This window comes from Microbacterium saperdae (assembly GCF_006716345.1).
GTDB classification, from domain to species: domain Bacteria; phylum Actinomycetota; class Actinomycetes; order Actinomycetales; family Microbacteriaceae; genus Microbacterium; species Microbacterium saperdae.
Window position 1 is genome coordinate 753,092 of record NZ_VFOX01000001.1, and the last position, 19,396, is coordinate 772,487.

The 19,396-nt window shown below is 68.7% G+C and carries 21 protein-coding genes and 1 tRNA gene; 13 read left to right on the top strand and 9 right to left on the bottom strand.

The genetic code is table 11. From position 1 onward, the window contains the following. Window positions 1–59 precede the first annotated feature (59 nt). The 4 genes from ispD (at window position 60) to FB560_RS03590 (ending at window position 4,479) form a co-directional block, all read left to right on the top strand. Window positions 60–1,280, top strand: coding sequence for a 2-C-methyl-D-erythritol 4-phosphate cytidylyltransferase (gene ispD / locus FB560_RS03575; RefSeq protein ID WP_407662560.1), 1,221 nt, complete (start codon window positions 60–62; stop codon window positions 1,278–1,280). A 103-nt stretch (window positions 1,281–1,383) separates the two neighbouring features. After that, on the top strand, window positions 1,384–2,787 hold the full coding sequence (cysS, locus tag FB560_RS03580; protein ID WP_141871096.1) for a cysteine--tRNA ligase: 1,404 nt from the start codon (window positions 1,384–1,386) through the stop codon (window positions 2,785–2,787). Continuing rightward, complete coding sequence (rlmB, locus tag FB560_RS03585; protein WP_141871097.1) at window positions 2,780–3,784, top strand: 23S rRNA (guanosine(2251)-2'-O)-methyltransferase RlmB; 1,005 nt, start codon at window positions 2,780–2,782, stop codon at window positions 3,782–3,784. Before cysS ends, rlmB begins: the two co-directional genes overlap by 8 nt. 53 nt (window positions 3,785–3,837) lie before the next feature. Then, the gene (locus FB560_RS03590; RefSeq protein WP_141871098.1) at window positions 3,838–4,479 is read left to right on the top strand and encodes an NAD(P)-dependent oxidoreductase; all 642 of its coding nucleotides are present in this window, start codon (window positions 3,838–3,840) and stop codon (window positions 4,477–4,479) included. Window positions 4,480–4,509: 30 nt separating this feature from the next. Here FB560_RS03590 and FB560_RS03595 read toward each other — a convergent pair whose 3' ends face one another. Both FB560_RS03595 and FB560_RS03600 read right to left on the bottom strand, forming a co-directional pair. Next, window positions 4,510–5,817 carry a DUF4032 domain-containing protein gene (locus FB560_RS03595; RefSeq protein WP_141871099.1) on the bottom strand — a complete coding sequence of 436 codons (1,308 nt, stop codon included), beginning with the start codon at window positions 5,815–5,817 and terminating at the stop codon, window positions 4,510–4,512. A gap of 83 nt (window positions 5,818–5,900) precedes the next feature. Next, window positions 5,901–7,004 (bottom strand): ABC transporter ATP-binding protein, encoded by a 1,104-nt coding sequence (locus FB560_RS03600; protein ID WP_141871100.1) that lies wholly within the window; start codon window positions 7,002–7,004, stop codon window positions 5,901–5,903. 228 nt (window positions 7,005–7,232) lie between these two features. Here FB560_RS03600 and FB560_RS03605 point away from each other — a divergent pair, with 228 nt between their 5' ends. The 5 genes from FB560_RS03605 to FB560_RS03625 all read left to right on the top strand — a co-directional run bounded on the left by FB560_RS03605 (window position 7,233) and on the right by FB560_RS03625 (window position 9,866). Next, a complete protein-coding gene (locus FB560_RS03605) occupies window positions 7,233–8,189 on the top strand; it encodes a DsbA family protein (protein WP_141871101.1) in 957 nt (318 codons plus the stop codon). A 44-nt stretch (window positions 8,190–8,233) separates the two neighbouring features. Then, window positions 8,234–8,306: transfer RNA gene (locus FB560_RS03610), tRNA-Thr, on the top strand. A 72-nt stretch (window positions 8,307–8,378) separates the two neighbouring features. Further along, window positions 8,379–8,651 carry a hypothetical protein gene (locus FB560_RS03615; protein WP_141871102.1) on the top strand — a complete coding sequence of 91 codons (273 nt, stop codon included), beginning with the start codon at window positions 8,379–8,381 and terminating at the stop codon, window positions 8,649–8,651. A 10-nt stretch (window positions 8,652–8,661) separates the two neighbouring features. After that, window positions 8,662–8,850 (top strand): hypothetical protein, encoded by a 189-nt coding sequence (locus tag FB560_RS03620; protein WP_141871103.1) that lies wholly within the window; start codon window positions 8,662–8,664, stop codon window positions 8,848–8,850. Window positions 8,851–8,912: 62 nt separating this feature from the next. Further along, window positions 8,913–9,866: an aldo/keto reductase gene (locus FB560_RS03625; protein WP_141871104.1), complete on the top strand. Its 954-nt coding sequence runs from the start codon at window positions 8,913–8,915 to the stop codon at window positions 9,864–9,866. Between the two features lie 46 nt (window positions 9,867–9,912). Here FB560_RS03625 and FB560_RS03630 read toward each other — a convergent pair whose 3' ends face one another. The 5 genes from FB560_RS03630 to FB560_RS03650 all read right to left on the bottom strand — a co-directional run bounded on the left by FB560_RS03630 (window position 9,913) and on the right by FB560_RS03650 (window position 14,744). Continuing rightward, complete coding sequence (locus FB560_RS03630) at window positions 9,913–10,908, bottom strand: DUF4190 domain-containing protein (RefSeq protein WP_141871105.1); 996 nt, start codon at window positions 10,906–10,908, stop codon at window positions 9,913–9,915. 171 nt (window positions 10,909–11,079) lie between these two features. Next, a complete protein-coding gene (locus tag FB560_RS03635) occupies window positions 11,080–11,772 on the bottom strand; it encodes a response regulator (protein ID WP_141871106.1) in 693 nt (230 codons plus the stop codon). Next, complete coding sequence (locus FB560_RS03640; protein WP_141871107.1) at window positions 11,769–13,013, bottom strand: sensor histidine kinase; 1,245 nt, start codon at window positions 13,011–13,013, stop codon at window positions 11,769–11,771. Before FB560_RS03640 ends, FB560_RS03635 begins: the two co-directional genes overlap by 4 nt. Window positions 13,014–13,023: 10 nt before the next feature. After that, on the bottom strand, window positions 13,024–13,836 hold the full coding sequence (locus FB560_RS03645; protein WP_141871108.1) for an ABC transporter permease subunit: 813 nt from the start codon (window positions 13,834–13,836) through the stop codon (window positions 13,024–13,026). Further along, a complete protein-coding gene (locus FB560_RS03650; RefSeq protein WP_141871109.1) occupies window positions 13,833–14,744 on the bottom strand; it encodes an ABC transporter ATP-binding protein in 912 nt (303 codons plus the stop codon). Before FB560_RS03650 ends, FB560_RS03645 begins: the two co-directional genes overlap by 4 nt. A gap of 181 nt (window positions 14,745–14,925) precedes the next feature. Here FB560_RS03650 and FB560_RS03655 point away from each other — a divergent pair, with 181 nt between their 5' ends. Genes FB560_RS03655 through FB560_RS03670 form a run of 4 tightly spaced genes read left to right on the top strand, consistent with a single transcriptional unit; the run spans window position 14,926 to window position 18,310 of the window. Further along, complete coding sequence (locus FB560_RS03655; protein WP_141871110.1) at window positions 14,926–15,840, top strand: ABC transporter ATP-binding protein; 915 nt, start codon at window positions 14,926–14,928, stop codon at window positions 15,838–15,840. After that, entirely contained in the window at window positions 15,837–16,598 is a 762-nt protein-coding gene (locus tag FB560_RS03660; RefSeq protein WP_141871111.1) for an ABC transporter permease, read from the top strand. The genes FB560_RS03655 and FB560_RS03660 overlap by 4 nt, the downstream gene beginning before the upstream one ends. Before the next feature lie 9 nt (window positions 16,599–16,607). Next, complete coding sequence (locus FB560_RS20855) at window positions 16,608–17,699, top strand: sensor histidine kinase (protein ID WP_141871112.1); 1,092 nt, start codon at window positions 16,608–16,610, stop codon at window positions 17,697–17,699. After that, entirely contained in the window at window positions 17,696–18,310 is a 615-nt protein-coding gene (locus tag FB560_RS03670; protein WP_229673292.1) for a response regulator transcription factor, read from the top strand. Before FB560_RS20855 ends, FB560_RS03670 begins: the two co-directional genes overlap by 4 nt. A 36-nt stretch (window positions 18,311–18,346) precedes the next feature. On the opposite strand, the gene FB560_RS03675 is transcribed toward FB560_RS03670, so the two are convergent. Further along, window positions 18,347–18,730: an MmcQ/YjbR family DNA-binding protein gene (locus FB560_RS03675; protein WP_141871114.1), complete on the bottom strand. Its 384-nt coding sequence runs from the start codon at window positions 18,728–18,730 to the stop codon at window positions 18,347–18,349. 3 nt (window positions 18,731–18,733) lie between these two features. Continuing rightward, on the bottom strand, window positions 18,734–19,387 hold the full coding sequence (locus FB560_RS03680) for an SOS response-associated peptidase family protein (protein ID WP_141871115.1): 654 nt from the start codon (window positions 19,385–19,387) through the stop codon (window positions 18,734–18,736). Window positions 19,388–19,396: the final 9 nt, after the last annotated feature.

Below are 19,396 nucleotides of genomic sequence, written 5' to 3' on the forward strand. Positions count from 1 at the left end.
GATGCTGCGGCGTCCGCCCCTTCGTCGTATCCACCAGACGGTAGCGTGAGTGTGTGACCATGCTCCCTGTTCCGGACACCGCGATCATCGTCGTCGCCGCCGGCTCCGGCACCCGCCTGGATGCCGGTGCGCCCAAGGCCCTCGTCGGCATCGACAGCCGGTCGATACTGCGGCACGCTCTCGACGGTGTCTTCGCCGCTGCACCTGCTCAGGTGATCGTCGTGGCTCCCGCCGGCTTCGAAGGCGATGCCGAGACCGAGGCTCGCGAGGCTGCCGGAGACCGTATCGACCTCGTGCGCGTCGTGACCGGCGGAGCGACCCGCCAGCAGTCCGTCTCGGCAGGGCTCGCCGCGCTGTGGGGTGATGTCACCACCGTCCTGGTGCACGATGCCGCTCGCGCGCTCACGCCCCCGGCGCAGATCGACGCGGTCATCGCCGCCGTCACCGACTCGGTGGGCGTGATCCCTGCTCTGCCCGTGGTCGACACGCTGAAGCGGGTCGACGGCGGCGCCGTGGTCGGCGCGGTCGACCGGTCAGAGCTCGCGGCCGCGCAGACTCCGCAGGGATTCCCGCGGGCGCTCCTCGAATCGGCATATGCCGCGGCGCGGGCATCGGGTGTCGAATACACGGATGATGCGGCGCTGTTCGCAGCCGCCGGTCACGTCGTGCGCCACATCGACGGCTCGGCCCGCGCTTTCAAGATCACGACTCCGTCCGACCTCGAGCGTGCCCGGCACCTGCTGGCCGAGACGGGCGAGGTGCACTCCTCTCCGACCCGTGCCGCGCGCTCAGGACTGCCGCGGGTCGGCCTCGGCACCGACGTGCACGCCTTCGGCGGCGAGGGGAACCTCTGGTTGGCCGGCCTCGAATGGCCCGGGGAGCCGCCGCTGTCCGGGCACTCCGACGGCGATGCGGTCGCGCATGCCATCGTCGACGCGCTGCTCGGTGCCGCGGGGCTCGGCGATATCGGCGAGCACTTCGGCACCGCGCATCCGGAGTACGCGGGAGCGCACGCCGAGGTGTTCCTGGCGCGCACCCGGCAGCTGCTCGCGGAGGCGGGCTTCGTGATCGGCAACGTGTCGGCGCAGTTCCAGGGCAATCGTCCACGGTTCAGCGCACGACGTGCCGAGGCGGAGCAGGCTCTGTCCGCGGCACTCGGGGGCGCTCCGGTCTCGCTCACGGCCACCACGACGGACGGGCTCGGATTCCCCGGTCGCGGCGAAGGGATCTCCGTCACCGCGATCGCCATGGTGGTGCCCGACGATTCGCGGAGGGCATGACGGATCGCGGAGCTTTTCCCCCGATCCGTCCGCGAAACGTCACAAGGTCCGCGATTCGTCGCCTGACGGCTGCCGCTCAGCCGTCCCCCAGTAAGCTTGAGCGGTGACACTCCGCCTCCACGACACCCGCGCGCAGCAACTGCGCGACTTCGTGCCGCTCGACCCCGAGAACGTCACCATGTACGTCTGCGGTCCGACCGTGCAGTCGGGTCCGCACATCGGCCACGTCCGGGCCGCGCTGAGCTTCGATCTGCTGCGCCGCTGGCTGGAGTACCGTTTCGGTCGCGTCACCTTCGTCCGCAACGTGACCGACATCGACGACAAGGTGCTCGCGAACGCCACAGCGACCGAGCCGTGGTGGGCGCTCGCGTACCGGATCGAGCAGGAGTTCACCGCGGCGTATGCCGGCATCGGCATCCTTCCGCCCACCTACGAGCCCCGTGCGACGGCGTCGATCCCGCAGATGCAGGAGCTGATCGGCACGCTCATCGAGCGCGGCCACGCCTACCCGGCGCCGGATGGATCGGGTGACGTGTACTTCGATGTGCGCTCCTGGAACGAGTACGGCGCGCTGACCCACCAGTCGGTCGACGCCATGGAGGCCGCAGAGGATGCGGACCCCCGGGGCAAGCGGAACCCGCAGGACTTCGCCCTCTGGAAGGGCGCGAAGACGGACGAACCCGCCGACGCGACCTGGTCGTCTCCCTGGGGCGCCGGTCGTCCCGGCTGGCACATCGAATGCTCCGCGATGGCGAAGCGCTACCTCAGCGGCGAGTTCGACATCCACGGGGGAGGGCTCGACCTGCGCTTCCCGCACCACGAGAACGAACTCGCGCAGTCGACCGCGGCCGGCGACGGGTTCGCGCAGTACTGGGTGCACAACGGGCTCGTGACCGTGAACGGCCAGAAGATGTCGAAGTCGCTCGGCAACTTCACGCTCGCCGTCGACGTGCTCTCGCTGCGGGATCCCCTCGTGGTGCGCTACGCCCTCGCCGCCGCGCACTACCGGTCCAGCCTCGACCTGACCGAGTCGTCGTGGGACGAGGCGGATGCCGCGCTCGGCCGCATCGGAACTTTCATCGCGCGCGTGCGCCGCACCGTTCCCGGAGCGCCGCAGGAGCAGGGCTTCGGCGTGGTTCCCGAGGCGTTCGCCGCCGCGATGGATGACGACCTCGGCGTGCCGCAGGCGCTCGCCGTCGTGCACGAGACCGTGCGTCGCGGCAATTCGGCGATCGACGCCGGTGATCAGGAACAGGCATGGGCTGCGTTCGTCGAGGTGGACGCGATGGTGCGTCTACTCGGCTTCAGCGAGCTCATGAGCAGCGGCGGGGACCTCGCCGAACACAGGACCCTGGACGCTCTCGTCCAGACGATGATCGGCCAGCGCGCGCACGCGCGAGCCGACAAGGACTGGGCGACCGCCGATCGGATCCGCGATGCCATCGCGACGGCCGGCATCGTCCTCGAAGACACCGCAGACGGAACTCATTGGAGTATTGATGGTTAAGCCAGGGCGCCCCGGCGCAAGCAACGGCAAGAAGAAGGGCCCGCTCAAGGGCACCGGCGGACTCGGACGCAAGGCGCTCGAAGGCCGCGGGCCCACCCCCAAGGCGGAGGACCGCGCCTGGCACCCCGCAGGCAAGCGCAAGGCTGCGGCCGAGCGCTACGCCGCGTCGGGCGGCAAGGGTCGCCCCGGTGGCAGCCGCCCCGGCTCCGGCGGCGGATCGGACCGTGCCCCCAAGGCCAAGTCGGGCGATGACACCGAGAACGTCACGGGTCGGAACTCGGTGCTCGAAGCACTGCGCGCGAAGATCCCCGCGACGGCCTTCTACATCGCGCAGCGCGTCGAGATGGACGACCGCGTGAAGGAGATGCTCTCGATCGCCACGCATCGCGGTATCCCCGTGATGGAGGTCACGCGTCCTGAGCTCGACCGCATGGCCGGCTTCGACGGAGTGCACCAGGGCGTCGCGATCAAGGTGCCGCCGTACGAGTACGCGCACCCGCAGGACCTGCTCGAGAAGGTCATCGACCGCGGCGACGTGCCGTTGTTCGTGGCGCTCGACGGCATCACCGACCCTCGCAACCTCGGCGCGATCATCCGCTCGACAGCGGCATTCGGCGGCCACGGCATCATCCTGCCGCAGCGTCGCTCGGCCGGAGTGAACTCCGCCGCCTGGAAGACCAGTGCCGGCGCCGTCGCACGGACCCCTGTGGCTCTGGCGACCAACCTCACCACGCAGCTCAAGGAGTTCAAGAAGCAGGGCGTGTTCGTGCTCGGCCTCGACGGCGACGGCGATGTCTCGCTGCCGGCGCTCCAGCTGGCTGACCGCCCGGTCGTGATCGTGGTCGGTTCCGAGGGCAAGGGACTGTCCCGTCTGGTCGCCGAGACCTGCGACCAGATCGTCTCGATCCCGATCTCTGCGGCCACCGAGTCGTTGAACGCCGGTATCGCGACCTCCGTCGCGCTGTATCAGGTCGCGACGCTCCGCGCCGCGAAGTAACACCACCGCACGGCACTTCTGAACCGCTGCACGTCTGAACAGGGGAGAACCGCATGGCTCGCATCGTCGTCCTCGGAGGAACCGGCTACGCCGGCCGCCACATCGTCTCCGAGGCGGTGTCGCGCGGCCATGGGATGATCGCCCTCTCGCGCTCCGAACCGAAGGATCCTGTCGCCGGGGCCGCCTACCTGCAGGGCTCGGCGCTGGATCTCGATTCCCTCGCGCCGGCGTTCGAGGGTGCGGATGCCGTCGTCTCCGCGTTGTCGCCCCGTGGAGACATGGAGAACAGCGTGCTGGAGGCGCTCGGCAACCTCGCTTCCCGGCTCACCGGTACCGAGACGCGTCTCGGTGTGATCGGCGGTGCCGGCGGCAGCCTCGTCGCCCCGGGCGGCCCCCGGCTGTTCGATCAGAACTTCCCCGAGGAGTACAAGCACGAGGCGCAGGTCGGCATCGACTCGCTCGCTCTGCTCGAGGACACGGATGCCGGTCTCGACTGGTTCTTCGTGCACCCGGCCGAGGTGTTCGGTCCGTGGGCCGAGGGAGAGCGCACAGGGCACTACCGCGATGGCGGCGATGTGCTCGTGCGTGACGACGAGGGCAAGTCGTACATCTCGGGCGCGGACTTCGCGGTCGCGGTCGTCGATGAGATCGAGCAGGGCAACCACCACCGCGAGCGGTTCACCGTCGGATACTGACCCGCAGGGTCGCTGAGCCTTTGGACGGGCTCAGACGAGGTCGCGCCAGTCGACCTCGTCTTCGTCCTCATCGGCGACCGGTGTCGCGCCCGTGATCACCGGCAGGCTCATGGTCTCGGTCGGCGGGCCCATGATGGTGGCCTCGTCGCGACGATGGCGCAGCACCTCGTTGATGTAGCTCGTGAGCACCTCTGCGAGGGGCACGGAGCGCCCGTGCGCCTGTGAGAGGTACCAGCGGTGCTCCAGCACCTGGTGGAAGACCTCCGCGGGCTCCAGCTTGGCGCGAAGCTCGTAGGGGATGGCCCGGACCACCGGCTCGAAGACACGCGTCAGCCACTCGTGGGCGTACATCTCCTCGTCGGCCCACTGCTTGGTCGAGCGCGCACGGAACTCGTCGAGGTCGTTCAGCAGCCGTCGCGCCTGGTTCTCCTCGACATCCAGTCCCGTCAGACGGATGAGGCGTCGCTGGTGATGGCCGGCATCCACGACCTTGGGCTGGATCTCGACGACCGTGCCGTCTGCCGTGGTCGACATCGACATCTCGTCGATGTCGAATCCGAGCGCGTTGAGGCGCTCGACCCGCTCGGTGATCCGCCAGGTCTCGGCGGACGAGAACGACTCCTGAGCGGTGAGCTCGGCCCAGAGAGAGCGGTACGACGACACGATGCCGTCGGCGATCGCGATCGCGTCGACGCCGTGCTCCAGTCGCCCGCCGGCGGCGAGATCCATGATCTCCCCGGCGATGTTCGTGCGGGCGAGGTCGAGGTCGTAGGCACGCTGCCCGTCCGTCAGCCCCTCCTCGTGCAGCTCGCCGGTCTCGGCATCCACGAGGTAGGCGGCGAACGCGCCCGCGTCACGTCGGAACAGCGTGTTCGACAGCGAGACGTCACCCCAGTAGAAGCCGACGTTGTGCAGGCGCACGAGCAACAGGGCGAGGGCGTCGACGAGCCGGTTGGCGGTGTCCGGGCGCAGCACGCGGGTGAACAGTGCGCGATAGGGCATCGAGAAGCGCAGGTGGGAGGTGACCAGAGCAGCGGGGAGCGCTTCGCCGTCGGCATCCGTGCGGCCGGCGATCACCGCGACACGGTCGACGCAGGGGACGTCGAGGCGGGCCAAATTTCCGAGCATGTCGTACTCGCGCTGCGCCATCTCGGCTGTGGTCTCCTTCACGGCGATCACGCGACCGGAGAGATCGGCGAACCGCACCAGGTGACGCGAGAGGCCTTTGGGCAGCGACACGATGTGTTCGGACGGCCACTTCGCGAGCGTCGTGGACCAGGGGAGGGAGAGCAGCCCGGGGTCGATCTTGCTGGCGGTGATCCGCAGCGAATCCTGCATGGTGCTCCCGGAGAGATGAGTGGGCGAAAAAGAGACGCGGCGCAGGTGACCGAAGTCAGCCTGCGCCGCGTCTGTGGTGCCGATCAGGCGGAGACGACCGGCTTGTCGTTCAGGCGTGCACCGGACTCGATGTCGAACGCGTGCACGTGGCCCGGGTTCGCAGCGAGCGTGACCGTCTCGCCGGCGTTCGGGTGGCTGCGGCCGTCGACACGGGCGACGATGTCGCTGCGCTTTCCGTTGAGCTCGGTGTGACCGTAGAGGTAACCGTCGGCGCCGAGCTCCTCGACGAGGTCGACGACGACCGCGAGGCCCTTGCCGTCGGCCGGTCCGACCGTGATGTCCTCAGGACGCACGCCGACCGTGACCTGGCTGCCGTTCGCGCGGCCGACCGTGTCGCGGTCGAGCGGGACGACCTCGGTGCCGAACTGCACGCCACCGTCGGTGAGGTCGGCGGGGAACAGGTTCATGGCGGGCGAGCCGATGAAGCCGGCGACGAACACGTTGTTCGGCTTCTCGTACAGGTCGCGCGGCGATCCGACCTGCTGGAGCAGACCGTCCTTGAGGACCGCGATGCGGTCGCCCATGGTCAGAGCCTCGGTCTGGTCGTGGGTCACGTAGACCGTGGTGACGCCGAGACGACGCTGCAGCGACGCGATCTGCGTGCGGGTCTGGACGCGGAGCTTGGCGTCGAGGTTCGACAGCGGCTCGTCCATGAGGAACACCTGCGGCTGACGCACGATCGCGCGGCCCATGGCGACGCGCTGACGCTGACCACCCGAGAGGGCCTTCGGCTTGCGGGTCAGGTAGGGCTCGAGGTCGAGGAGCTTGGCGGCCTCGAGGACGCGAGCGGCACGCTCCTCCTTGCCGACACCGGCGATCTTGAGCGCGAAGCCCATGTTCTCGGCGACGGTCATGTGCGGGTACAGCGCGTAGTTCTGGAAGACCATCGCGATGTCGCGATCCTTCGGGGGGACGTCGGTGACGTCGCGGTCGCCGATGAGGATGCGGCCGGCGTTGACCTCTTCGAGACCGGCGAGCATGCGGAGCGACGTGGACTTACCGCAACCGGAAGGACCGACGAGGACGAGGAATTCGCCATCTCCGACCTCGAGGTTCAGCTTGTCGACTGCCGGGCGGGTTCCGCCGGGGTACAGACGGGTGGCGTCATCGAAAGTGACAGATGCCATGGTGTTTCTCCTTCACCGGCAGGTACGTGCCGGACGATCCGTTGTGATGGAAGCGGCGGATTGACCCGCCGTGACCCGACTCTGGGTCGGAATCAGTATGACATGAACAGCGGCACCTGGGTATTTCTCAGCCTCACTGGTTAACATCGAACACGGCCGCTTGATGCGGCGATCGTCGTCGCAGCGATGATCGGGGCCACCCTGCCCCCCTGAGACTCAAGAGGAACGATGTCGAGCGACGAAACGCCGAACGTCCCCACACCTCGCAATTCTCGCGAGGCTGTGCGGGAGAAGGCACAGCAGGTCCACGCCCAGCAGTCCAGGGCGCGTCTCATGCGACGGATCATCATCGGCGCGATCGCGGTCGTCGCCGTGGGCGCCATCGGCACCGCTGTGACCCTGGCGGTCTCGGCTCAGGTGTCGAAGCCGCAGCTCTCGCCGACCGGTATGGACGGCGACGGCGTGATCGTCACCGACCTCGTTCCGAGCGCGACGACCGGCGACACTCTCGAGACCCCGACTCCGGACCCCTCGGATGCCGGCACGGAGGAGACCCCCACCCCGGAGCCCACCGCCTCCGAGCGCGTCGACATCCACATCTACGTCGATTACCTCTCGCCGGACGCCGGTGAGTTCGAGCGCGCGAACGCGCGCCAGCTCGCGAGCTGGATCAACGAAGGCGCCGTGACCGTCAGCTACCACCCGGTCGCACTGCTCACCGCCAGCTCCAACGGCACCAAGTACTCCCTGCGGGCTGCGGCCGCCGCCGCGTGCGTCGCGACGCACTCGCCGGACCAGTTCTACGCGTTCAACCACGACCTCCTCGACGACCAGCCGAAGGTCGGCAGCGACGGGCTGTCCGACGTCGAACTGGCGGATGTCGCCGGCGCGGTCGGCGTCGACAACACCAAGGCCGTGCGCTCCTGCATCGAGGATGCGGACTTCGTGACCTGGGCCAAGGAGGCCACGACGCGTGCTCTCGACGGCCCGCTCGCCGGCTCCGAGGACCTGGTGCTCACCTCTGCTCCGATGATCGTCGCGAATGGTGAGGCCTATGTCGGAGCGCTCGACGACCCGGCCGAGTTCTCCCAGTTCGTGCTGACGGTGGCGAGCGACGCGTACTACCAGACGGCGACGCCGACGCCCGCGCCCAGTGCGACGCCGACCGAGACTCCCGCGAAGTAGGAGTTTCGAGCAGGCCCGCCACCATCGCTAAGCTGGTGGCACCCGCCGACTTGGCGCAATTGGTAGCGCACCGTACTTGTAATACGGGGGTTACGGGTTCGAGTCCCGTAGTCGGCTCTCACGTTCTCTCCGCGACAGGCTCCGTCATCAGTGGCACCATCCGAAGAGGAAGCCTCTTAGGCTGGGATCATGCTCGCTGCTCTGATCCGTCCTGTTGAATCGCGCACGGCGACCGTCGAGGGGATCGAGATCCCGGAGCTCCGCGCGGAGCTCATGACGCAGGTTCCCGAGGGGTGGGACATGGTCTCCGCTCATGTCGAGATGAAGCCGGGCGGCGTCCGTATCGTCGAGGGCAAGTTCGAGCGTCGCGATGGAGTGACGGAGATCCAGGCCGATGACATGGCCGCACTCGAAGCGAAGGTGCCGGAGGGCTGGCAGATGCTCTCGCTGTGGAAGCTCTAGTCTCGAATCCATGTCTGTCGAATACCTTGCGTCCGCCGTATCGGGGATGTGGCTGACCGTCGCGATCCTCGCCGGCGGGTATGCCCGAACACGCAACCGATCCGCGTGGGCATGGTTCCTGCTGACCGCCGTCTTCGGTCCGATCGCCGCATTCCTGCTCGTCGTCTGGCCGCCCGTCGTGCGCGCTCCTCGCGCTTAGGGATCACCTGCAACACGCCGTCATCCGGGAATGCCGCTCCGCGGCTCCCCGTTGTCACGATCATGACTCGTATCGGAACCAGTGATCTTGACGTCTTCCCGCTCTCCCTCGGAGGCAACGTGTTCGGTTGGACGGCCGACCGCGACGCCTCCTTCGCCGTCCTCGACGCCTTCGTGGCCGGCGGCGGCGATTTCGTCGACACCGCCGACTCGTACAGCGCGTGGGTGCCGGGGAACTCCGGTGGCGAGAGCGAGACGATCATCGGAGAGTGGCTCGCATCCCGCAAGCCGGAGAACGTCGTCGTCGCGACCAAGGTGAGCCAGCACCCGGAGTTCCGCGGCCTTGCCGGAGCGAACGTGCGCAAGGCGGCCGAAGCCTCGCTCGCACGACTGGGCGTCGACGCGATCGACCTGTACTACGCGCACTTCGACGACGAGACGGTTCCGCTGGAAGAGACCGTCGCGGCCTTCGGACAGCTCGTGACCGACGGACTCGTGCGACATGTCGCCGTGTCGAACTACTCGGCCGAGCGCATCCGCGAGTGGATCGAGATCGCGCAGCGCACCGGGGTCGCGCTGCCGGTCGCGGTGCAGCCCCACTACAACCTCGTGCACCGCAACGAGGTCGAGGAGACCATCATCCCGGTGGCGGAGGAGTTCGGACTCGGTCTCGTGCCCTACTACTCGCTGGCCAGCGGATTCCTGACCGGCAAGTACCGCTCCACGGATGCCGAGGGCCAGTCGTCGCCCCGCGCGCAGGGCGCCGCCAAGTACGCGACGGACGCCGGCCTCCGGATCATCGACACGCTGGAGGAGATCGGCGAGGCTCACGGCGCCTCCATCGCCGCCACATCGCTGGCCTGGCTCCGCGCGCAGCCCACTGTCGCCGCGCCGATCGCGAGCGCGCGCACCGTGGGGCAGGTGCCGGATCTGCTCGCCGGCGCGCGGCTCGAGCTGACGGCCGACGAGGTGCAGGTGCTGAACCGCATCTCGGAGTGGACTCCCGCTCAGGCGTAAGGAGAAGTACGGGATGGGCCCGGCATCGCGCCGGGCCCATCACCACTCAACCCACCTTCGCGCCGGCGACGCTGAACGTGACGCCCGCGCTGAGCACCCGGAGCCGGTCGACGGTCTCCTGGATGTCGAAGTCCGGACCGCCGCCGGAGATCTGGAACTCGCCTCCTGAGATGACCCCGCGTACGACCGGGGCGCTGAGCACCCCGTTGGCGTCGACGATGGCGATCTGACCCCCATCTGCCTGCGCGGCGAGCTGTCCGGTCCATTCCTCGAACTCCGACGCCGCATCCGAGGTCAGAGTGACAGCCAGGATGTCGCCCGACTGCGTCACCTCGGCGATGTCGGAGCCCGGCACACGCGGTCCCTCGGCGAAGACGTACTGCGTGGCATCTGCGTCATCGCACACCACCGTGAGCTCGTTCCACCGGGCGCTGCCGAACGGCAGGTCCGTGCACGATGGAGTCATCTCGTCGTACCCCTCGACCTGCCCGCCGCTTCCGGGGACGACCGCGAAGACCTGCGAGAAGCCGTTCGCGGGCGGCGCGGAGAGCGACTGTCCGAACTGGGTGATGAGCGCATCCGTCGTGTCCTCATCGAACGAGACGACGAGCGAATCCCCCTCTGTGGCGGTGACCGCCAGCACGTCCATGCCCGCCTGCGTCGCGTGCCGTTCGACGACGCCCTGCGCGGCGGCCAAGGTCTCGGCATCCAGATCGCCCTCGGCAGTCAGCTCCAACACGACCGACTTCGCGGAGTCGGGCACGGGAATCTCGACGGCCTCTCCGGAGGGGGATTCCTGGGTGAAGAGCGTCAGGCCTCCCCAGACGATCAGGGCGATCACGACGGTCCAGATCACGCTGAGGACGGTGCCGACGGCCACGGCGACGGTGGCGATCGCCGTCGGGCTGCCGACCCGCTTCGCCTGCACGCGCGCCACGATGCCGAGCACCAACCCGACCACGGGGATCAGCACCGCCAGGAAGAGGGAGACGATGGACAGCCCGCTCGTGCGCTGTTCGGTGCCAGGGCGCTGGTAACTCATGCGGTCTCCGTCCCGTCCGCCGCCGAATGATCCACCGCAGTGCCGCGGTCTCCCTGTTCCTGGCTCGTCACTGCGGCCCCCTCCGGTCATTGCAGCGTGCTGATGCAGGCTAGCCGACGAAGGCACCCCGGCCGGAGACGATGACCGCGGGTCGATGACTCCGGTGATCGACTACGCCTCCGAGGGCAGCGGTCCAGCGTCGTCGACCAGCCCCAGGCGATGCGCGAGGATGACGGCGTGGATGCGGTCGCGCGCGCCGAGCTTCGCCAGCACCCGGCCCACGTGGGTCTTCACGGTCGACTCGCTCACGTACAGACTCTGCGCGATCTCGGAGTTCGTGAGGCCTCGGCCGATCGCCAGGAAGACGTCGCGTTCGCGATCGGTGAGCTCCGCCGCGACATCCGGATGCGAGGGGGACTCCGAGGACGGAAGCAGCGGTGTCACATGCTCGAGCAGCATGCGGGTGATCCGGGGAGACAGAGCCGCGTCGCCCCGGTGCACCGCCCGCAGCGCGGAGAGCATCTCGTGGCGCTGCACGTCCTTCAACAGGAAACCGCTGGCCCCGGCGCGGATCGCTCCGAAGGCGTACTCGTCGAGGTCGAAGGTCGTCAGGACCAGCACGCGGGTCTGCGGATGCTCGCGGACGATCGCCTCGGTGGCGGCGATGCCGTCCAGCCCCGGCATCCGGATGTCCATCAGCACCAGGTCGGGGCGCAGAGCCGCGGCCTGGGCGATGGCCTCACGACCGTCTGCGGCCTCACCGATGACGACGATGTCGTCCTCGGCTTCGAGGACCATCCGGAAACCGAGGCGGATGAGCTGCTGGTCGTCGACGAGAAGTACGCGGATCGGTTCGGTCGTCATGGTCTCTCCACCATCTCATCGGTCGGGATCTCGGCATGGAGCACCCATCGTCCCCCCTCGGACGGGCCGTATGTGATGATCCCGTTCACGTGTGCGACACGCTCCGAGAGTCCGCGCAGCCCGAACCCGGGGGACTCGGTCGCTACGGCCGCGCCGTCGTTGGTCACATCCACGGTCACACAGCCTGTCTCATAGACGAGCCGCACGACGATGGATGTCAGGGCGGGCGCGTGGCGCATCGCGTTCGTGACGCCCTCCTGCACGATCCGCGAGGCGGCATGTGCGACAGCCAGCGGCAGGTCCGCCGTTCCCGTCACGGTGAGCGACACGGGGTAACCCGCACGCTGCGCGGTCGCGACGGTGTCGTGCGGTGAGGGCGCTTCCAGCGGGGTGAGGGGCAGCGAGTCGTCGTCTGCGCGGAGCACGCCGAGCATCGATCGCATCTCGGTGAGGGCGCTACGCGCCGTCTCGGCGGAGGCCGTCGATGCCGCGCGTGCCTGGGTCGGGTCGGAGGTCGCGGCGGCCCCCTCCGATAGAGCGACGATCACCGTGAGCGAGTGCGACACGATGTCGTGCATCTCTCTGGCGATGCGGGCGCGCTCGGCGGCTGCGGCGAGCTGCGCCTGCTGATCGCGCTCGATCAACAGCTGTCGTGACCGGTCGATCACCGCGGCCAGATACCGCTTGCGGCCGCCGACGTTGACCCCGATCAGGGTGCCGATCAGTCCGAGCACGAGTGAGCTGACGACGGAGTTCGCGGCGATCTGCAAACTGATCACACCGGCGAGGGTGAGGAGCCCGGCGAAGGCGGCGAGACTGGCCAGCGCGATCGCGAAACCCTTCCACGCGAAGGCAGTCGATCGATACACGGCGAGGGCGTAGCAGGTGGCGAGGACGAGGGGCGTGCCGACCGGCATGTCGATGAACAGGAAGGCGGCCTCGACGGTGAAGGACGCCAGGAAGGGGACGAGTGGTGCTCGTCGACGCCAGAACAGCGTCACGCACGCGCCGACGACGGCGAGGGGGAGCAGCACCGACATGACCACCGAGATCGGTGCGGGAAGGTCAGGGTTGATCCGCATGGCGGGCGTGAGCGACAGGAACAGGCACACGAGCGCGATCAGCACGTCCGCGACGCGCGGATGCCGGGCCCAGAAGCGACGGAATACCCCGGGGGGACGCGGAAGCCGCAGCTCCTCGTCCTCCCGGACCGAGGTGCTGCGGCTTCGCGTTCTGCTCACCTGGCTGACTTTACGCGTCGCGCGTGCGCAGCACGGCCCAGGCGGCGAGCAGGGTGCCCACAGCCCAGCATCCGAGTGTCAGGTAGCCGGTGGGGCCGTCGACGATGCTGCCATCGCTGGGCAGGATGATGCTCTGCGCGGCCGAGGCCGGCAGGTAGGCCGCCACATCGGTGACCCACTTCCAGCTCTCTCCGGCGAAGGAGAAGAAGTTCGTCATGATCGGCAGCACGAACAGCAGTCCGACGGTCGCGGCGATCGCTCCCGCACCGGAGCGCAGGATGAAGCCGAAGGCGACGCCGATGATGGCGAAGACAGCCATCGTGAACGACGCCACGATGATCGGCAGGAACGACGCGGAGGCATCCGACCAGTCGATGCTCTGATCGCGGGCGGAGACCACCAGCGACACCGCGAGCGCGGCGCCGAAGAAGATCACGAGCGAGGACACGAACATGAACACGGCGAGCACCAGGGCCTTGGCCGTGAGAACGGAACCGCGTACCGGGTTGGCTGCGAGCGTGGAGCGGATCATGCCGGTCGAATACTCGCCGGTGACGGCGATCGCGCCGAGGATGCCCGCGAGGAGCATCGTGAACTGGATCGGCGAGACGACCGCCTGGATCGGCTCGAATCCTGGCATGTCGACGGCCTGGGCGATCAGGACCGCGATACCGACGGTGAGCAGCGCGGTGATGCCGATCGACCACCAGGTGGATCGGACCGTGGCCAGTTTGATCCACTCGCTGCGCACGGCGCGGAAGAAGGTCAGGCGCTGTGCGGAGTCGACGCGGACGCGCGTGGGAGGCAGGGCCTGGGTGGTCATGAGATCTCCTTGGTCCGGTACTCGACGGAGTCGCCCGTGAGTGCGAGATACGCATCTTCGAGGGAACCCGTGGTCGGGGTGAGTTCGTGCAACGGGATGCCGCGGTCGGCGGCGAGGTCTCCGATGCGTGCGGCAGGAAGTCCCACGATGTCGAGGAGATCCGGGGCGGTGCTCACGATCTCCACATCGGGGCCTCCGACGGCGGCGGCGAGGTCGGCCGTGCGGGGCGTGCGCACACGCACGGTGTTGCGAGTCCATGCGCGCACGAGCTCGTCGAGCGGCGCATCCGCCAGCACCTGGCCGCGGCCCATCACGATCACGTGATCGGCCGTCTGCGCCATCTCGCTCATGAGGTGGCTGGACAGGAGGACCGTGCGGCCCTCCGAGGCGGCATGACGCACGAACTGACGCACCCAGCGCACACCCTCGGGGTCGAGGCCGTTGACCGGCTCGTCGAGGATCAGCGTGTGCGGATCGCCGAGCAGGGCCGATGCGATGCCGAGGCGCTGGCCCATGCCGAGCGAGAACTTGCCTGCGCGCTTGCGGGCCACCGAGGTGATCCCCGCGAGTTCGATGACCTCATCCACGCGTGATGCCGGGATGCCGTGTGTCGCTGCCATGGCGCGGAGGTGGTTGCGGGCGGTGCGACCGGTGTGCACGGCCTTGGCGTCGAGCAGCACGCCGACCTCGCTGAGCGGAGCGCGCAGCTTGCGGTACTCCTGCCCGCCGACGGTCGCGCGGCCCGACGTCGGCCGGTCGAGGCCCACGATCATCCGCATGGTGGTGGACTTTCCGGCGCCGTTCGGCCCGAGGAATCCGGTGACCGTTCCCGGCTGGATCGTGAACGACACGTCCTGGACGGCTGTCTTGTCTCCAAACCTCTTCGTGAGGCCCTCTGCTGTGATCATGTGAACCACGCTACGGAGCGGGACGGCGTCGGCGCGTCCTCCCGGGGTACCGTTCCGTGCGCCGGGGCGTCATCCTGTCGACGGACCCGGGGGACCGGTCGACCAGGACATGACGGATGTCATTCCCACGGTGTGACATCCGCCTCCGGCGCCGGTCGCGAGGGCGCGGTTGGCTGGACGTATGAGCCAACCCGCCCCCGCCGTCGAGCTGTCCGGCATCGTCCGCAGGTTCGGACATGGCCCGAACCGTGTCGTCGCCGTCGACCGTGTCGACCTGTGCATCGAACGGGGAGAGGTCGTCGCGCTGCTCGGTCCGAACGGTGCGGGGAAGACCACCACGGTCGACGTGCTGCTGGGCCTCTCCGAACCCGACGAGGGCACAGCGCGGGTGCTGGGAACGGATCCGCGTCATGCGGTCGCCGTGGGGCGTCTGGCTGCGGTGCTTCAGACGGGTGGTCTGCTCTCCGACCTCACCGTGCGCGAGACCATTTCGGTCGTGGCGGGTCTGCACGGCGTGAGCAGTCGGATCGCCGAGGTGATCGAGCGCGCCGACCTCGGTGCGATCGCACGCCGCCGGGTCGGGAAGTGCTCGGGTGGCGAGAAGCAGCGTGTGAAGTTCGCGATCGCGCTGCTGCCGGATCCGGACGTGCTGGTCCTCGACGAGCCGACGGCGGGGATGGATGTCACGGCGCGTCGCCGGTTCTGGGAGGCGATGCGCGCGGACGCCGACGCCGGACGCACGATCCTCTTCGCCACGCACTACCTCGAGGAGGCTGAGCAGTTCGCCCGACGCACGGTCGTCATGAACCACGGGCGGGTCGTCGCCGACGGCGCCACCGCGCGTCTGCGCGCCTCGCTCGGCGGACGCACCGTCTCGGCGACGGTGCCACTCTCGGACATCACGGAGCTCGTCGAGGAGCTCCGTACGGACCCGGCGGTCGGAGAGGTGTCCGCGGATGCCGATCGGCTCACGGTCCGCACCGCGGCGTCCGATGTCCTTGCCGGGCGTCTCCTGTCTCTCGGAGCGACCGATCTGGAGATCATCGCACCGACTCTCGAATCCGCATTCACCTCACTCACGGAGGACCGGTCATGACCACGCTCGTCGCCCCCGCGTTGTATCGCACGGAGCTCGTGCGCCAGATCCGCAACCCGTACACGCTCGCGTTCACCCTCGCGATGCCCGTCGCCATGTATCTGCTGTTCGGTGCGAGCATGTCGTACGCCACGCAGAGCGTCGGTCACGCGAACGTCTCGTTCTACGTCATGGTCTCGATGGGGGCGTTCGGCACGGCGACCGCGATGAGCTCGCTCTGCTCTCTCGCGGCGTCCGAGGTCGGCCAGGGCTGGGGGAGGCAGCTCGCTCTCACCCCGCTGACGACCTTGGGGTATGCGGTGACGAAGGTGCTCGCCGCGGTATCGTTCGCCGCGCTCGCCGTGGTGTTCGTCTATGCGGCGGGGATCGCCACCGGTGCCGAGGCGGAGGACGCGTGGCGCTGGTTCGCCGCAGCCGGTATCACGCTCGGCCTCGGTCTCATCTTCGGCCTGTTCGGGCTCGGCGTCGGCCTGGCCTTCAATTCGGATTCCGCTGCCGCGCTCGCCTCGATCTCGATCACGTTCTTCGGGTTCTTCGGCAATGTCTTCATCCCGCTCAGCGGTGCGATGCTCGACATCGCGAAGTGGACTCCCATGTACGGCTACGTCGCCCTCGTGCGGTGGCCGGCCACCGACGGGACGCTCGTCGCCGGTGGTGCGGATCCGCTGTGGGCCGTGCTCCTGAACGTCGCCGTCTGGGCGATCCTGTTCGCGGCACTCGTGCGGCTCGGCGTACTGCGCTCTCGTCGGCGTCGTTAGGCTGAGCGGATGACGACCGAGCAGCCGGGGGGCGACGCGCACACAGGCCCCTGGGAGCGCTGGGGATGGCTGATGGCCGTCGTCTGGATGGTGTTCCTGGTGTACCCCGTCCTGTCGCTGCGGGGATCGGATGCCGCGCTCGGCTGGGTCGTGCTCGGCTGGACGGCTCTGATCACGTTCGCCGTCGTCTACGTCATCGGGTTCGTGGTCGGGATGCGGTCCGCCTGGGGCACGCCGCGTCCTCTCGTGCGCACGCTGTTCTGGGTGCAGATCGTGTGCGCCATCGCGACGATCCCGGCGATCGAGACGCAGGCGCTCAGCTTCCTCCCGTACTTGATGTCGTACGCCAGCTACGGGCTGCGCGGCATGTGGCACTGGGTGACGACCATCAGCGGCATCACACTGGCCGCCGGCGTTGTTCTGTTCAGCGGGCAGCTGGAGGGGCATCTTCAGCTGCTGGTCGTGGTGGTGCTGATCGCCGTCGTGAACACGGTCAACACGTGGCTGATCAGTCGGTCGGTTGACGCGGACAAAGTGCGCATGGAGCTCGCCACCAGCGACGAACGTGCGTCGATCGCCCGTGACGTGCACGACCTGCTCGGACACACGCTGACCGCCGTGAAGCTGAAGGCGGAACTCGCCGAGCGACTGGTCGACGTCGATCCGGAGCGGGCGAAGGCCGAGCTCGCACAGATCGTGCACCTCACGGGCGAGGCGATCGCCGGAGTGCGCAGCACCGTCACCGGCATCCGCGGTGCCGCGCTGTCGGATCAGCTCCAGGCCAGCACCACCGCCCTGGAATCGGCAGGCCTGCAGGTGCGGATCGAGGGCGACCCGACCGCGCTGTCTCCCGCTCAGTCGCTGCCAGCGGGATGGATCGTGCGGGAATCGACCACGAACATCCTCCGGCACGCCAGAGCGCAGCACGTCCGCATCACGATGGCGCCGGGCGAGGTCACGATCGAAGACGACGGGCGCGGTGCGCGGGGACCTGCCGGCAGCGGTCTCCGAGGGATGTCGGAGCGGGCGGCCGCTGCGGGTGGCGTTCTGGTCGTGGAAGAGGCGTCGCACGGCGGCACGAGAGTGAGGGTGACCTGGTGACCGATCCGATCCGGCTGCTGCTCGTCGATGATCAGGCGCTGGTGCGCGGCGCCATGGGGGCGCTGCTCGAACTCGAGGACGATCTCACGGTCGTCGCCGAGGCCGGTGACGGCGCGCAGGCAGCGGAGCGTGCGCGCGAGGTGGGCCCCGACGTGTGCCTCATGGACATCCAGATGCCCGGAGTCGACGGGATCGCCGCGACACGTCTCGTGCGTGAGGTGAGCCCCGCGACCAGGGTGCTCGTCGTGACGACATTCGCCCGGCCGGGTTATCTGCGGCAGGCGTTGGATGCGGGCGCGAGCGGCTTCATCGCCAAGGACACTCCCGCCACCGATCTCGCGCATGCCGTGCGCCGCGTGCATCAGGGGCTGCGCGTGGTCGATCCGGCTCTCGCGGAGGCCTCGCTCTTCGAAGGGGCGAATCCGCTGAGTGAACGTGAGCAGCAGGTTCTCCGGTTGTCGGCCGATGGGAGGGCCATCTCCCGGATCGCGGCGGAGGTGTTCCTGTCTGCGGGGACGGTGCGCAACCATCTGTCATCCGCGATCGGGAAGACCGGCACGGAGAACCGGGCGCAGGCGGCGCGGACGGCGCGGGACAAAGGCTGGATCTGAGCCGTTGCCCGTCGGCGTCGATGCGGAGCGACGAGGTCAGTCTCCCCGCTGCCCGAACAGGGCGGGATCGACGGGGCGTTGTGCGCGCGGCAGCTTCTCGACCACCAGCAGATAGGACTCGGTGACGAGCTCGGTCACGAGGCCCTCTTCGAGGGACGGACCCGGGTTCAGCGTGATCCAGTGCTTCTTGTTCATGTGATATCCGGGGACGATGTCGGCGAACGTCTCACGCAGCGCGACCGCGTCGTCGGGATGCGACTTCAGCGTGACGCGCCCGGTGCCGTCGACCGGCAACAACAGGAACACGCGACCTCGCACTTTGTAGACGTCCCACTCCGGGCCGAAGGGGTTCTCGCGCGCGGAACCGGGCAGCTCCTCCGCCCTCGCTGCGGCGACCGAGGTCAGCTCATTCGAGTCCATGCGTCAGAACAGCCGATCCTCGTTCTTGTCGTCGCCCCGCGGTATCGCGGCGACACGATCATCGAGGCTCGCGGCGGCGAGGAGGGCCTCATCGATCACGTCGCGGCCGCCTTCGGCGGTCAACCAGTCCTGCGCGAAGGTGGTCGGGATCAGAACCGGCATGCGGTCGTGCACTCCGGTGAGATGCGCAGGCGCCGGCCGCATGATGATCGAGTAGCAGGTGAACCAGGTGCCGTCACTCGTCTTGCCGCGCTGGGTCACGGCCGCCATGCCGAACAGCGCGCCGTCGTCGACGAGGAACTGGTGCCACTGGCGAGACGGCTTCTGCATCTCGTACCAGCTGGTGGCGGGAACGATCGCCCGGGAGCGCAGGCTGCCCGGTCGCTCCTGCAGGCGCTCGGAGCGTGTGTTGATCGAGGGGAACTTCGCCGGTTCGCCACCGACCAGGAAGCCCCACCACGCGGGCTCGAGCGTCGGAGCCTCTTCGGGCCGCACGACGATCGGGTTCAGGTTGCGCAGGTTCTTGCCGGTCGGACGTACGGTCTCACCCGCGTTCTCCTGCGCCCACAGCCGAAGGCCCTCGAGCACGGACTCATCGGCCGCGGCGAGGAGCTCCGCATCGGAGAAACGGGGATCGAGTCCATAGCTCGCGCACATGCCGTCAGC

Coding starts and splice junctions, on each gene's coding strand:
- ispD (WP_407662560.1), top strand. CDS start 60: ATGCTCCCTGTTCCGGACACCGCGATCATCGTCGTCGCCGCCGGCTCC.
- FB560_RS03600 (WP_141871100.1), bottom strand. CDS start 7,004: ATGGCATCTGTCACTTTCGATGACGCCACCCGTCTGTACCCCGGCGGA.
- FB560_RS03645 (WP_141871108.1), bottom strand. CDS start 13,836: ATGACCACCCAGGCCCTGCCTCCCACGCGCGTCCGCGTCGACTCCGCA.
- FB560_RS03635 (WP_141871106.1), bottom strand. CDS start 11,772: ATGACGACCGAACCGATCCGCGTACTTCTCGTCGACGACCAGCAGCTC.
- FB560_RS03655 (WP_141871110.1), top strand. CDS start 14,926: ATGAGCCAACCCGCCCCCGCCGTCGAGCTGTCCGGCATCGTCCGCAGG.
- FB560_RS03675 (WP_141871114.1), bottom strand. CDS start 18,730: ATGGACTCGAATGAGCTGACCTCGGTCGCCGCAGCGAGGGCGGAGGAG.
- FB560_RS03660 (WP_141871111.1), top strand. CDS start 15,837: ATGACCACGCTCGTCGCCCCCGCGTTGTATCGCACGGAGCTCGTGCGC.
- FB560_RS03605 (WP_141871101.1), top strand. CDS start 7,233: ATGTCGAGCGACGAAACGCCGAACGTCCCCACACCTCGCAATTCTCGC.
- FB560_RS03615 (WP_141871102.1), top strand. CDS start 8,379: ATGCTCGCTGCTCTGATCCGTCCTGTTGAATCGCGCACGGCGACCGTC.
- FB560_RS03595 (WP_141871099.1), bottom strand. CDS start 5,817: ATGCAGGATTCGCTGCGGATCACCGCCAGCAAGATCGACCCCGGGCTG.
- FB560_RS03680 (WP_141871115.1), bottom strand. CDS start 19,387: ATGTGCGCGAGCTATGGACTCGATCCCCGTTTCTCCGATGCGGAGCTC.
- FB560_RS03650 (WP_141871109.1), bottom strand. CDS start 14,744: ATGATCACAGCAGAGGGCCTCACGAAGAGGTTTGGAGACAAGACAGCC.
- FB560_RS03630 (WP_141871105.1), bottom strand. CDS start 10,908: ATGAGTTACCAGCGCCCTGGCACCGAACAGCGCACGAGCGGGCTGTCC.
- FB560_RS03590 (WP_141871098.1), top strand. CDS start 3,838: ATGGCTCGCATCGTCGTCCTCGGAGGAACCGGCTACGCCGGCCGCCAC.
- rlmB (WP_141871097.1), top strand. CDS start 2,780: ATGGTTAAGCCAGGGCGCCCCGGCGCAAGCAACGGCAAGAAGAAGGGC.
- FB560_RS03625 (WP_141871104.1), top strand. CDS start 8,913: ATGACTCGTATCGGAACCAGTGATCTTGACGTCTTCCCGCTCTCCCTC.
- FB560_RS03620 (WP_141871103.1), top strand. CDS start 8,662: ATGTCTGTCGAATACCTTGCGTCCGCCGTATCGGGGATGTGGCTGACC.
- FB560_RS20855 (WP_141871112.1), top strand. CDS start 16,608: ATGACGACCGAGCAGCCGGGGGGCGACGCGCACACAGGCCCCTGGGAG.